General features: G+C 58.5%; 10 protein-coding genes and 1 pseudogene. 4 read left to right on the top strand and 7 right to left on the bottom strand.

What is annotated here, in order from left to right; genetic code table 11:
• Nucleotides 1-26: 26 nt before the first annotated feature.
• The 3 genes from nodC to NKI17_RS18630 are packed head-to-tail and all read right to left on the bottom strand — an operon-like array spanning nt 27 to nt 2,646.
• On the bottom strand, nt 27-1,385 hold the full coding sequence (gene nodC, locus NKI17_RS18640) for a chitooligosaccharide synthase NodC (RefSeq protein WP_352756525.1): 1,359 nt from the start codon (nt 1,383-1,385) through the stop codon (nt 27-29).
• A gap of 14 nt (nt 1,386-1,399) precedes the next feature.
• Nucleotides 1,400-2,056, bottom strand: coding sequence for a chitooligosaccharide deacetylase NodB (gene nodB / locus NKI17_RS18635; protein WP_352586914.1), 657 nt, complete (start codon nt 2,054-2,056; stop codon nt 1,400-1,402).
• A complete protein-coding gene (locus NKI17_RS18630; protein ID WP_023678262.1) occupies nt 2,053-2,646 on the bottom strand; it encodes a NodA family N-acyltransferase in 594 nt (197 codons plus the stop codon). The genes nodB and NKI17_RS18630 overlap by 4 nt, the downstream gene beginning before the upstream one ends.
• A gap of 270 nt (nt 2,647-2,916) precedes the next feature.
• Between NKI17_RS18630 and NKI17_RS18625 the strand changes: the two genes are divergently transcribed.
• On the top strand, nt 2,917-3,939 hold the full coding sequence (locus tag NKI17_RS18625) for a LysR family transcriptional regulator (RefSeq protein WP_352750603.1): 1,023 nt from the start codon (nt 2,917-2,919) through the stop codon (nt 3,937-3,939).
• Between the two features lie 93 nt (nt 3,940-4,032).
• Here the strand turns inward: NKI17_RS18625 and NKI17_RS37010 are convergent.
• From NKI17_RS37010 to NKI17_RS18610, 4 genes and pseudogenes are all read right to left on the bottom strand, one after another.
• Nucleotides 4,033-4,277: pseudogene (locus NKI17_RS37010) on the bottom strand (IS1634 family transposase); the annotation flags it as partial.
• Nucleotides 4,278-4,691: 414 nt separating this feature from the next.
• Nucleotides 4,692-5,723: a LacI family DNA-binding transcriptional regulator gene (locus tag NKI17_RS18620; protein WP_023678260.1), complete on the bottom strand. Its 1,032-nt coding sequence runs from the start codon at nt 5,721-5,723 to the stop codon at nt 4,692-4,694.
• Between the two features lie 303 nt (nt 5,724-6,026).
• Entirely contained in the window at nt 6,027-7,355 is a 1,329-nt protein-coding gene (locus NKI17_RS18615; protein WP_023678259.1) for a dicarboxylate/amino acid:cation symporter, read from the bottom strand.
• A gap of 54 nt (nt 7,356-7,409) precedes the next feature.
• Nucleotides 7,410-7,619 (bottom strand): hypothetical protein, encoded by a 210-nt coding sequence (locus NKI17_RS18610; protein ID WP_156937379.1) that lies wholly within the window; start codon nt 7,617-7,619, stop codon nt 7,410-7,412.
• Between the two features lie 735 nt (nt 7,620-8,354).
• Here NKI17_RS18610 and nifA point away from each other — a divergent pair.
• The 3 genes from nifA to NKI17_RS18595 all read left to right on the top strand — a co-directional run bounded on the left by nifA (nt 8,355) and on the right by NKI17_RS18595 (nt 12,633).
• Nucleotides 8,355-10,127, top strand: a complete 1,773-nt coding sequence (gene nifA / locus NKI17_RS18605) for a nif-specific transcriptional activator NifA (RefSeq protein WP_502894552.1) — start codon at nt 8,355-8,357, stop codon at nt 10,125-10,127.
• Nucleotides 10,128-10,361: 234 nt separating this feature from the next.
• A complete protein-coding gene (hisC, locus tag NKI17_RS18600) occupies nt 10,362-11,501 on the top strand; it encodes a histidinol-phosphate transaminase (RefSeq protein ID WP_352749981.1) in 1,140 nt (379 codons plus the stop codon).
• Between the two features lie 91 nt (nt 11,502-11,592).
• The gene (locus NKI17_RS18595) at nt 11,593-12,633 is read left to right on the top strand and encodes an LLM class flavin-dependent oxidoreductase (RefSeq protein WP_352906515.1); all 1,041 of its coding nucleotides are present in this window, start codon (nt 11,593-11,595) and stop codon (nt 12,631-12,633) included.
• The last annotated feature ends 567 nt before the right edge of the window (nt 12,634-13,200 follow it).

Here is a 13,200-nt window from a genome sequence, read left to right as displayed (position 1 = left end):
CTCTCGTCCACCTAGGTAATTAGCGATCACTCGTCGCCGCAAATGTTGCCCGAAAGCGCTAATCCCGAAGAATCCCGCCCAAGATTGAGCCTGCGAAGCGGAGCTGCATGCGGTGAGAATTCTGCCCTGCTTGATCCAGTGATCGGAGTTTGGGTGGGGGCCTGTTTTCCCCCAGTGTTCGATGTAGCGACAGCAGAGCTTCGCGACAGCCAATCGCTATTGCTCAATGTACACAGCGCGTAGGCCTTCAAGGGAAGTAAGAGAAAGATGTTGATGAACGTGTGCAGGGAAAAGCCCAGAAATCGAAACTGTCGAGCACGAACTGCTACCACGCTGCATCGGACCATGGTCATGGACACAATCATCAGTCCTGTCCACCAAGGCACAGTGCCTGTCAGTGCGAAATGTGCGAGGCCCGTTAGTACCGATAGGGCGAGGAGTAGCGCCCCGAGATTCTGTCCGACCACGTCCAACGTGAGATAGCTATTGAGGCCGGGCAGCAAGCGCAGCCCAAGCAGCGTGTCCCGGAATGTGCTTCGTGCCCAACGGAGTTGTTGGCGCAGATACGGTCCGAGTCTGTTCGGAACGACTGTGGCCGCGATGGCGCTCGGAACGTACTCGGTTCGAAAGCCTGCTTTCAGCATGAGGATAGTGAGATGGCGATCCTCACCGAAGTCGCTTGGCTTGCCCCGAAAAAATTGCGACTCGTACTGGTCCAGTAACAAAAGGAGCGCAGACCGGCGGTACATGGCACATGGGCCGCAACAGCACATAACGGCACCGAAGCGAGCCTGTGCCGCGCGCTCCTCGTTGCAAGCCAGCCAGTACTCCATGTCTATCAGCCTGGTCAGCCAGCTCTCGCTCCGGTTACTGGCCGTCAACTGACCCATGACTGCGCCGACCGCTGGATCTCGCATCTTCGGTACAAGCTTGGTAATGACGTCGGACGCGAGTATCGTGTCTGAATCAACGTTAAGCACCAAATCCCCGGATGAGCGGCGTATCGCGGCGATCTGTGCCTTGCGCTTTCCAACATTCTCGGGAAGCAAAATGATGTCGAACCTAGGGTCGCGCGCGTAGGTTTCGTGGACAGTTCCTACGGCTTCGCGATTTCCAGAACCGTCATCAACCACATAGACCCGAAGTCTTCCGGCGTATTCTTGGTCTGCAATGGAAGCCAGGCACTCTGAAAGCGTGCGCGGATCCTCGTTGAAGCAGGGGACGATGACATCCACGCTGGGCAGTTGATCGGAGCCGACGAGATCCTCCAACGCCGATGAGTCGTTTGTCGGCAGAGCATAAATCCCCTGCATGCTCTTATAAGCAGTCGAGAGCAGTGCATATAGCGAAATGGCCACAGTGCTGGTTGTACCAAGAAGAGTCATGGGATCTCGTTTGTTCAGTGATGTTGAGGAAGTGAGCGGATTACAAATCCGCGCTCATGAAGTGCTGGAATCAGCCGGGACAGCGCCGTGACCGTCTGGTCGCGCAGACCGGCGTGAGCGCCCTGGCTCAACTCGCCGGGAGGGCATCCGTCGTGTAAGAGTACGATTGCGCCCGGCCGGACAGAGGCGAGCACGGTATCGATAATCGCGTCGACCCCAGGGCGAGACCAATCTCGAGGGTCGACGGACCAATGGAGGGCCGTCAGCCCGGCGATCTGTGACGCTGTGAAGACTTCTTCGCTCCAGGCGCCGTAGGGCGCGCGAATGTAGCGCACCGAGGCCTGAGGGCACGCCCTCATGATGGCGCCGTTCGCTTCATAGATCTCACGTTGCACTTCGCCGAAGCCGCATTTGTACAGATCCGGATGAGTCATCGTGTGGTTGCCTAGCTCGTGCCCTTCTGCAAACATTCGTTGGATTAGATCCGGGTGCTCTAAGGCGTAGGCGCCGATGACGAAGAAAGTCGCCGGCACCCGCTGCTCTGCCAACACATCCAGAATCTCCGGTGTGAAAAGTGGATTGGGACCGTCGTCGAACGTCAGATAAACGCTGCGACGGCTGGTGCCGTCGGAGCACTCACGGCGCACTTCGTAGCAATCGGGACGGCTCATAGCTCTGGTCCGTTCCGATCGATCATTGCGCCGGTGGGCCATTCGCTGATCGGTCGTCCAACTGGCAGAACAATGACGAGTGCGTCATCGATGCGTGTGGGCGGCAGGTCGAGGCGCGCCTCTGGTCGGGTGGAGCGCACGCGAATTCCCGACAAAACAGCCAAAGGGCTGTATCGCCGCCCGAACCTCTCAACATGATTCCGCAGCGCGTCCCGGACGGTTCCGAAAGCGAATGGAACGCCAAGCTCCTGCAGTGTTGGAAGCATGACATGGATCGAATGGGCGATTCCGAGGCCCTCAAGATCCGGACGTACCCCGTACAGGCCCAGCTCAGCCACCAATAGATCGACCGCGTCAACCTTGACGAAACGGCGCAGTATGCCCATATGGGCCGCTACACCGCTCGAATCATAGGCGATTACGCGGAGTTCAGGCCTGGCTCCGGCCCAGCTTCGACTACCTTCGAACGGTTCTGCGTTGCACGCCCCAGTCGGCCCATAGGTATTTCGAAAGAACTTGGCGAGCTCGACATGGTCGGAGAGCTGCAACTCATTTTCCCAGCACAACTTCCACTGCACCTGCGAGCGCATTCAGGATCTCTCTTTCTTATTAGTTTCTTGCGGGCCGCATTACCCGGCCAAAGCGGCGGCGTTGTTTGACTGCACTCAACCGTTGTCGTTAGCGAAGGTGAGCCAGCCGGTCGGGCTCGCAAATGAGCTCTCTCGATGTTCCCGCCCGTGTCGCGGCGCCGTCGATTTGAGCTTGACGTCGGTCATTTACGTTCCTCTAATGCATGGTTCGTAAATTCGTAAAATTGATTGTTTAGATGATACCCATCCACACGCTGGATAGATCAGGACATGCGTTTTAAGGGGCTGGATCTAAATCTCCTCGTTGTGCTGGACGCTCTGATCAGGGAACGTAAAGTCACCGCGGCGGCCCGGAGTATTAACCTGAGCCAGCCGGCCATGAGCGCCGCCGTCGCTCGGTTACGCGCCTATTTCAGCGATGAGCTATTTGCGATGAACGGCCGCGAGCTCATTTTGACACCGCGCGCGGAGGGGCTCGCCCCAGCAGTCCGGGACGCATTGCTGCACATCCAGCTATCGATTATTTCCTGGGACGCCTTTAACCCAGCCCAATCGGATCGTCTCTTCCGAATCATGCTTTCCGATTACCTCACGCTCGTATTTTTTAAGAAGATCGTAGAGCGTGCTGCGCGGGAAGCTCCCGCCGTCCGCTTCGAATGTCTGGCTATTTCCGACGACCCCGAGGAGCTTCTCCGGCGCGGCGACGTTCATTTTCTGATTATGCCGGAAGTGTTCATGTCGAAACATCCTCGCGCAGCCCTGTTCGAAGATATGCTCGTATGCGTAGGCTGCGGCACGAACAAGCAGCTGTCAGAGCCACTTACATTCGAGCGATACTTGTCCATGGGGCATGTTGTGCTCAGATTCAGGCACACCCGGCAGCCCACCATGGAGGAATGGTATTTGCTCGAGCACGGTTTCGAGAGACGTATCGAGGTCGTCGTACAGGGCTTTAGCATGATCCCGCCCGTTGTATCAGGCACCAACCGCATCGGGACCATGCCCTTACGGCTGGCGCAGCATTTCGCAAAAACAACACCCCTGCGGATTGTCGGACTTCCGCCGCCACTTCCTCATCCCGCATTCACGGAGGCCGTCCAATGGCCTGCGCTTCACAATACTGATCCGGCAAGCCTGTGGATGCGGGAAATGATGTTGCAGGAGGCATCTCGCCTGGCGCCTTTGCTTGAAATTATTGAGTGTCTCGGGCACGCCGGATCCGACCTTGCCGTTGTTGGTACCGAATTGACTGCCGCCTCCGATTTCGCGTGCGAAGTCCCAGAAGAGATTTAGCCCCACTTAAACACCGGCTGTAAGAATAATGTCATTAATCACCATGTTAGGCGCGCGCCGGCGCGTGTTGCCACTACCTTTTTGGGGCTGATCTCAGGCGAGTTGTTTGTCGAGGTGTGTCGCAGAGCGATGCCAGCTGCCTTCAAGACGTTGCCCACTTTTGCCGTGACGTGGTGGTGACGACGCGACCATCCTTTTCGATGGTGGCTCCTGGAGGCGGTCGCGGAGGAGCGGTTGCCATTCGGGGCAGAGCGGCGCAGTTCCTTGCTGAGTACGAGGGCCAGGAACGAGCAGAACACATGCCCGGTTGGTGCTGAGTTGACTGCCGCCTCCGATTTCGCGTGCGAAGTCCCAGAAGATGTTTAGCCCCACTCAAATGCCAACTTTGCCGGCCTTGCCGCGGCTTTTCACGCGCGGCCAGGCGAGGAGATGGCGGTCGACGAGGTCGATCCCAATGGACTGTGCCGGCCTCGCTCGGCTACTGGCGTGAGGCATCCTTGACGACACCGCCCTGCACCGACAACGTCGAGATGTTGGCAATGAAGCCGGTCGAGGTCGACGCTGCGGATGTAGGGAATTTACCTCGCGCTTCCGCCTGAACGCGCGGCCGATCCGTTCACTCAATCGGCGCTTTCATCCTGGGCCGCGGCTGAGGCCTGTGGGGTGCGGCTACCCCGCGTGGATCGGATCATCAATCAACTTTCTCTCATTTATGAAAGGAAACTCCCCGCTTACGATAGAATCCATCAGCTTCATATATTTTCCGGCAGATGGATGTCGAACGGCAGAAATGTCTGTCCTGGTGTTTCAGCAGTGCCGGTCTCGATAGCCCGCGTCATCAGCGTTATCAGCTCCTGGGAAAGCCGGCGCATTGGCGTGGCGACCGCCATCGTGATGATGTTATCTGCGAGTGCCGCCCGAGATTCCGGCGTGATTTCATTCACGATCGCGACGAGATCGCGACTTTTACCCTCTTCCCGGACCGCGGAGATGGCGCCCTCCATGCCGCCGCCGGCGACATAGAAGCCGACGAGCTCGGGTTCCCGCTGCATGAGATCAAGCGTTGCCTCGTAGGTGACCTGCCGTTTCTCCAGGTTCACAAGCGGATCGAGCACCTCGAACGTCGGCGCGTTCTCACGGCAATAGGAGCGAAAGCCGACGTCACGGAGCTCGTGCCCCTGGAAACGATGGCTGCCGACAAACACCGCCACCTTGCCGGGCCGTTTTGCGACCTTGGACACCATCCAAGCGGCCGTGCGCCCCACCTTGCGGTTGTTGAGGCCGATATAGCCCTGTCGCACGCCGGCGGCGAAGTCGGAAAGCAGCGAGAAAACCGGAATGCCTTTGGCCTTGAGGTCCTCAACCGCTGCTGTAATTTTCGGGTGGTCCGGTGCCACCATCGCGATCGCATGGCAGCGTGCGCCCAAATCCTTGAGCGGTGCGATTAGGTCGCTCGGCATATGTGACGGGGCGAATTGGATGAGCGGAATGCCGTGGAAGGACTGGGCCAAATTGACCGACGCTTCGACCTCGCGCGCAAAGTCTTGGTAGAAATGCTGGGCCGGTTTTCTCAAGATGAAGCCCAGACGGTAGCACGGTAGGTCTCGCCGCAAGCGCTGCTTGATGAGGCCGGCAGCATGATAGCCGATCGCGTGGGCGGCGTCGTGGACCCGCCGCGCGGTCTCCTCGCGCACCGGATGGCGGGCGTTCAGAACCCGATCGACCGTTGCTACGCTGACTCGGGCTTCGCGGGCGAGATCGGCAATTGTGGGGCGCTTGGTCATGGGTCCTATTCTGATTGGTTTTTGACGCAGGCTGGCTCTCTGTCACCTAGCGCGATTCGACAATGGTTTCGGGTGGGCAAAGTTGGAGACGCCCGCATACTGAATGATCGACAGCGTATTGGACTACTCCAGATGTAGACCGGCCGGGTATAACGGAAGGTTCATTCGCTTAGGGCGGCGATGATTTGCACTCACACATATTGCGCTTCTGATACATGGTCCGTGAGGCGCCGTTTAGAGCCTGCAAGTCGATCGTTCAGGTCATGTGACCAGCTTGGCGAAACCGGTCGCGGTGCGTCGACCTTACTCGGCGGACGATAGCCGGTTTGATGCCTCGGCAAGCTGATGACCGCAGAAGGCGGCTTTCATCTGCGCTCGGTCCAATTCTCCTTCCCAGCGGGCAACGACGAGGGATGCCACTGCGTTGCCGACGCAATTCGTCAGCGCCCTGCATTCGGACATGAAGCGGTCGATGCCGAGTATCAGTGCCATCCCAGCAACGGGAACACTCGGAACTACGGCGAGCGTAGCAGCCAGGGTGATGAAGCCCGCACCTGTCACACCTGCAGCGCCCTTGGAGGAAAGCATCGCAACGAGCAGCAGCAGCACCTGATCGCCGATTGACAGATCCGTGTTCGTCGCCTGCGCGATGAAGAGGGCCGCCAGGGTCATGTAGATATTCGTGCCGTCCAGATTGAACGAATATCCGGCCGGGATGACGAGACCCACAACCGAACGCCTGGCGCCCGCCTTCTCCATCTTCTGCATGAGCGAGGGGAGCGCGGCCTCCGAGGAGGACGTTGCGAGGACAAGCAGCAGCTCTTCCTTGATGTAGCGAATAAGAGAACAGATCGAAAAGCCGTTGTAGCGGCAGACCGCGCCGAGAACCCCGAACACGAAGAGGAAGGCGGTGAAATAGAACGTCGCGACCAGCATCGCGAGGTTGACGACCGAACCGATGCCATATCTACCGATGGTGAAGGCCATTGCGCCGAAAGCGCCGATCGGCGCGGCTTTCATCAGAATGCCGACGAGCTTGAAGACAGGCGCGATGAGCGCCTGAAGGAAGGAAACGACAGGCTTGCCCGTCTCTCCGGCCATCGCCAGCGCCATGCCGAACAGAACCGAGAAGAACAGCACCTGCAGGATGTCGCCTTCCGCGAAGGCACCGACAATCGTTGGCGGGATGATGTTCATCAGGAAGCCGGTGACCGACTGCTCGTGGGCCTTTGCGGCATAGGTATTCACGGCCTGGACATCGAGCGAGGCCGGATCGATGTTGAGGCCGGCGCCAGGCTGGACGACATTGGCGACGATGAGGCCGACGATCAGCGCGAGCGTCGAGAAGGTGAGGAAATAGACCATTGCCTTGCCGGCGACCCGGCCGACCTTGTGGAGATCGTTCATGCCGGCAATGCCGGTCGCAATTGTCAGGAAGATGACAGGCGCGATGATCATCTTGACCAGCTTGATGAAGGCATCACCCAGCGGCTTCAGGCTCTCGCCGGTCCCCGGATAGAAATAGCCAATTGCGACGCCTAGGGCGATGGCGGCAAGCACCTGCGCGTAAAGCTTGGCATAGAAGGGTTTGCGGGGCGCGGGACTCGCGCCGCGGACTTGTGCAGCTGACACTGTTTCTCTCTCCCTGACCGGATCGAGGTGGCGTGACTTCTCCCGGGCTTCTCCCTATCGCGGCGCTCCGGTCGAACGCTGCACCAACGCCGCCGCAATACCCATGCCAAATGGATCCGCATGACCTGAACTGACGTTGGGCTCGCCAATGATGGGATGAATGCGGTGGCACAAGACGGGAATGACAAGGCCGCCGTCCAGCACGCGCTTGATGTTCTCCGGCAGATTGCCGGTCGATCTCTCTGGCTTGCGGTTTTGCTGCACATCGTGGCGGGCTCCTCGGTTTGCCGACTTTGGGAAGGGCCGCATCGCTGGCACCAGGGCGCAGAATTGCCGTGTTCTTTGCCGCGCTCCCGCTGCAGCGACAGCTTGAAAGCGACGTCGAGACGTAGGGATTGACGCCGCTGGTGCTGACCGCGACGATGCGGTTCAGAAGTTCCGAGCACCGCCGAGAAAGCCGCGCTCGACCGCCAGCTTCGCGCCTTCACACGCGACGCCGCCGCCTTATCTGCGTCATCAATATCGAGGAAATGGCGGTTGCCGCGACCGACCAGTGTCGTCGGCAGTGATTATCGCTCCCGCCCCTGGTTCGCAGGCGCTGGTGACTGGCACGGCCCGGCAACTCGGCGCGGTCAGCCGCTCGGGCACCGCATCGCCGGCGCCGTATTTCTGTCGTTCAACATCGCCGACAAAAATTAGAACTGATGAATTCTATCATAGGCCGCGAGGTTTCCTTTCACGAATGAAAGAAAGCTCGATTGACTATCCCGCCTCGCTCCAGTCTTTTGAAAATCAACGTGTGGTTGCCCCCGTGCAAGCCGAGAACGTGGCCAAGCTTCGTGGGGGGAGAGCCAAGCGATGCGTCAGGGGTCGACCCGCTTTGCACTCGACCACACGGCGGTGGCACGAGTTCACGTCAGAGCATTTTCGCGCTTGCCCGCGACGTCGCGGGCGCACATGCCGCCGGCATGCATTTCATGGCGCGAGATCGAGGATCATATGCACCACAACATTCCCAAATCAGAACAAAATGCCAGCGAGTGCCGCATTTCGCTTCCGGATGCGAAAAGGGCTTACCCAAAGTCCGAGATGAACACCGCGGTCCCTTTTGTGCCATCGCACGAGCACGCGCTTACCGGCATCTTCGAAATATCGAAAGTACTCACCGACCCCGCCCGGCTCGAAGTCACGTTGGCCAAGGTCGTCGATCTCCTGCCCTCGTTTGTGCAGATGCGGCACGGCATCATCGCTCTCTTCGACGCTGAGGGCGTACTGGACATCACCGTAGTCACCGGCTGCGACGAGAACAGCGATGAGCGCTCCCGGATGCGCCTGCCGCGCAAGGCAATCGATCTGATTGTGACGACGGACACGCCGCTTGTCGCCGAGAACATAGCGGTGCATTCGGCCTTCACTGCCGCTGACATAGAGGTGCTTGGGGCCTCCGACACCGTGTCCTTCATCGGCGTTCCCATTCGTGTTGATGGGAACGCCGTAGGCACGCTGACTATCGACCGCGCCTTGGACAGCAGGTCAACATATCGGCTCGATTATGATGTCCGGCTGCTCACCATGATAGCCAACATGGTGGGACAGACAGTCAAGTTGCACCGCTTCTCCGCGGGCGACCGCGAACGACCGACGGAGGTGGAAGATGGGCTGCAAACGCAATTCTCTGATGTCAAGCACCCTGCACCGCAGCGCAAGAAGGTTCACGTCAAGGGAATGATTGGCGATAGTCCGGCGCTAAGCGCGCTGCTCGAGAAGATCGCAGTTGTAGCTAAGGCAAAGACCACGGTTCTGTTGCGAGGCGAATCCGGTACCGGGAAGGAGCTGGTCGCCAAGGCAATTCACGAGTTGTCGCCGCGCGCCAAGCGGCCCTTCATCAAACTCAATTGTGCAGCGCTGCCAGAGACAGTCCTGGAATCCGAATTGTTCGGTCATGAGAAGGGTGCCTTCACAAGCGCGTTCAATTCCCGCAAGGGTCGCTTTGAGCTCGCCGACAAGGGGACGTTGTTTCTGGATGAGATCGGCGAGATCTCGGCCTCCTTCCAGGCAAAGCTACTGCGCGTGCTGCAGGAGCAGGAGTTTGAGCGCGTCGGCAGCAACCAGACCATCAAGGTCGACGTTCGCGTGATTGCCGCCACGAACAGGAACCTTGAAGAGGCGGTTGCAAGGAATGAGTTCCGCGCCGACCTATATTATCGCATCAACGTGGTTCCCTTGCTGGTGCCGGCATTACGCCAAAGGCGCAGCGATATTCCGCTCCTCGCAGCTGAGTTTCTCAAGAATTTCAACGATGAGAACGGCCGTACGCTGACCTTCGATCCGCGTGCGATTGAAGTACTGATGAAATGTGAATTTCCCGGCAACATTCGCGAGCTTGAAAATTGCGTGCACCGGACAGCGATCCTGGCGGAGGGACGATCAATCGGGAGAAACGACTTTGCGTGCTCCCACGACCAATGCTTTGCCGAGGCGCTGCGGAAGAGCAGATCGGGCAAGGCCGCGCTGCAACCAGCGCCAATCGTGCCAGAGGCAGTGAATCCGGCCACGCCGCCGGATGCGGCCGCTCGTTCGGCCGCCACCACAGTCCCGCCTGCCGGAGCACCCCACTCATTGGGCGCGAGGACCACCGACGCCGAGCGCGTCATTGCTGCCATGGAAAGATGTGGCTGGGTGCAGGCAAAGGCGGCGCGCCTGCTTGGACTGACCCCGCGCCAGATTGGCTACGTGCTGAGGAAATACGGCATCGAGGTCAAGCGTCTGTGAAAGCATGACTCAGGCGGATTAGCTGAGACCGCTTAGCGGCTTGGCCCGCGCAGGGATGCAGATCCGCGTCCCGTCAAGCCGATCCGACCGAGGACAGCCTGGCCGAATTCCCGTGGCAGCCGGCGTTGCGACCATCTTGTGAAAGGCGACGCTGCCATCGTCAATCCGTCCGCCATGTTGCTCTCGTTGCGAGCTCATACGGATGCCCCTGTGCGACTGAAACGGAGATAAAATATGTCCGATGCAAAACTGCAAGCTGTGCTTTCGTCTCTTCCGCAAGGGACCCGACAGTTAGATGCTCTGCCGTCCAACGGACCAGCGCCGGACAGAAGTTTTGTCAAGCTGAATACGAATGAGAACCCGTTTCCGTTGCCGCCAATCATAATGCAAAGTGCAGTGGCGGCCCTCAATCGCCAGTATCTGTATCCGGACGACGATAACATCAGCTTGAGGGAAGCAGCGTCCAATACCTATGGCGTATCCACGGATCAGGTCATCGCAGGCAACGGGTCGTCTGAACTGCTCGGACTCATCTACAGAGCTTTCCTCGCCCCTGGCGACAAGGTGGCGATGATATCGCCAGGGTTTTCGTTCAACCGCAAACTTGCCATGTTGCATGGTGCTGAGTTTCTCGAAATCGGATGTCAAACTCATTCGCTGCCAATGGAGCAATTGCTTTCCGGCCCGGCAAAAGACGCAAAGTTCATTCTGGTGGCCAATCCAAACAATCCGACCGGAACATTCCTCTCGATAAGCAATATCGAACGCCTCGTGGCACAATCGGATCGCCTGGTCGTCCTTGATGAGGCCTACGTCGACTTTGCACCCGATCACGGGCTGCGCCTCATCAACCGTTATTCGAACCTTCTGATCTTGAGAACATTTTCGAAGAGCTATGCCGCCGCCGGCATTCGCGTCGGTTTCGGTTTCGGTCACCCTGAGATTATTGGCAGGCTGCGCAACATCCAGAACGTCTTCAACATGAACGTGATCGGGCATGCGGTTGGTATCAGCGTGCTTGCGCATCGCGGCGCCTACGCAGAGAACCACAAGCACATCAGACATGAACGACAGCGAGTGACAGCCGCACTGTCGCAACTTGGATTTTCCGTAACGCCCTCCCACGCAAATTTCTTGCTAGCCCGTGTGCCAGCGGGACAGGACGGCTCATGGTGGCAAGCAGCCTTGGAAAGGCAAAAGATACTCGTTGCCTACTTTCCGGACAATGGTTTGGAACATTGCATCCGCGTCAGCATCGGCACAAAAGAGCAATTGGATGCATTTCTTGCTGCCGCTCGCGATATAGTTGGAAGCTTAAACATACCAAGCACCACGGGCAGGGGAGCGTCAGGCTCTGCTTGTTCGGTACGCTGACGCTAATCCGAGATCACACACTGCTATCTTTCGGCTTGCTTGGTCATCCCAGCAAGAGAACAGCCTGCTTTAAAATCGGGGACAATATCGAGTGACAAACGTCTTTCCTTCAAACCTAGCCTTCGGCATCTTCGATCATCTGGACGAGGACGGCCGCGATATTGCCCGGCAGTACGAAGATCGCCTGATATTAGCAGAGGCGTGCGATCAGCTAGGGTTCTATGCCTATCATCTCGCAGAGCACCACTGTACCCCCCATGGGAGAGGTCCATCGCCGAATCTGTTCTTATCGAGCGTCGCCCAGCGCACCCGGCGCCTGCGTCTCGGACCCTTGGTGATGCTGCTTGCGCTTTATCATCCGCTGCGTGCGTTCGAAGAGATCTGTATGCTGGACCAGTTGAGCGGTGGCAGGCTCGAACTGGGCATAGGGCGCGGTGCTCTCCCGATCGAATTGGGTTACTTCGGGATTGGTGCGGACGCGGTGCCGGGCCGCTATGCGGAAGCCAGCGAAATTCTTGTTGAAATACTTGTTAATGCCATTAAGGTTGGCACGCTGTGCTATCAAGGCCGCCATTTTGAGCTCAATGACGTTCCTTTGACGCTAAGACCTCATCAGCGTCCACATCCGCCGACATGGGTCGCCGCCAATCGACCCGAGTCCGCAGCCTGGGCCGCTGCGAATGGAGCAAACATCGCGTGTGTAGGGCCTTCCTCTTCTGTTCGCAAAACTACAGATGCCTTCCGCGCCTATCGAGAGGACAACACTGACACGGGCGATCGAGCGCTATTTATTGGATTGCTCCGAATGGTGGTGATTGGGCGTTCTGAAACAGACGCGTATTCGATCGCGGCACCTGCTTACGAACGATGGCTCAAGAGCTTCCAATTCCTTTACGACCTTAATGCCATCCCGACTCCACCAAACCTGCCGCTGACCTTCGATGAGGCAGTAGAGCGTGAATTGTGCGTGGTAGGATCAGCAGAATCTGTGCGAAAAGCTCTGTTAGATCAGTTGGAAGAGGCAGGTGCCAACTACCTGCTTTGTCAACTGGCATTTGGAAATCTGCCGCTAGATGCTTCCCTGTACACCGCGACGACCATTCAATCCGAAATCATGGCTCGACTTGTCTGACCGTGAAATTCGCGGTCTGATCTGAAGGTTAAATCGTTGTAACAGCGCTCCCTCACATCCACGTGCTCGAGCGTGCACGTGGTGGGGCGGGCAATCGGGAGGGAGGCCAAACTGACCACGAGCCGGCGGCACAGATTACCAGGGGTTTGTGCGTTGGCTGGCGTCTGGGCCATCGTGTGAACCTGCACGATCCTAAGAAGATGATGGCCGAGCGCGTCACGATGCCGGCACGCGTCTGCTCGTCGCGCTCGCGCTAGTCGTTGGCACATAGCCCGCCGCAGAGGTTCTTCTCGCCCGGGGCGGCGCCGGTGCGGCGCCCAGATCCAGCTTCATCAGCGGCTCGACGGTAGCAAAGCCGTCACTCGCTACGGCGCTGTTGAGGGCGCGCTCGCGAGCGGCTTTGCTACGCCGAGCGACACCACCTGGAGCGAGTTCGCCCGATGTCGCGGGGTGCACCGCGGTCGGATAACGATGCTGGAGGAAATCGTTCGCAGCCGGTCTTCACGATCTGCGCGAGTGCTTTTCATGAATGCTGCCTGCTTCCTCGTCTGCGGCGGCCTGAGTGTC

Source organism: Mesorhizobium sp. M0816 (assembly GCF_040320005.1).
In the GTDB taxonomy this organism is placed as follows: Bacteria; Pseudomonadota; Alphaproteobacteria; order Rhizobiales; family Rhizobiaceae; genus Mesorhizobium.
The sequence above is the reverse complement of the archived record's forward strand: the minus strand, read 5'-3'. Positions and strand labels throughout refer to the sequence as shown.

Excerpts from the sequence above, each read along its gene's own strand:
- NKI17_RS18625 (WP_352750603.1), top strand. The coding sequence starts at position 2,917 with ATGCGTTTTAAGGGGCTGGATCTAAATCTCCTCGTTGTGCTGGACGCT.
- NKI17_RS18620 (WP_023678260.1), bottom strand. The coding sequence starts at position 5,723 with ATGACCAAGCGCCCCACAATTGCCGATCTCGCCCGCGAAGCCCGAGTC.
- nodB (WP_352586914.1), bottom strand. The coding sequence starts at position 2,056 with ATGAGCCGTCCCGATTGCTACGAAGTGCGCCGTGAGTGCTCCGACGGC.
- NKI17_RS18630 (WP_023678262.1), bottom strand. The coding sequence starts at position 2,646 with ATGCGCTCGCAGGTGCAGTGGAAGTTGTGCTGGGAAAATGAGTTGCAG.
- nodC (WP_352756525.1), bottom strand. The coding sequence starts at position 1,385 with ATGACTCTTCTTGGTACAACCAGCACTGTGGCCATTTCGCTATATGCA.
- nifA (WP_502894552.1), top strand. The coding sequence starts at position 8,355 with ATGCACCACAACATTCCCAAATCAGAACAAAATGCCAGCGAGTGCCGC.
- hisC (WP_352749981.1), top strand. The coding sequence starts at position 10,362 with ATGTCCGATGCAAAACTGCAAGCTGTGCTTTCGTCTCTTCCGCAAGGG.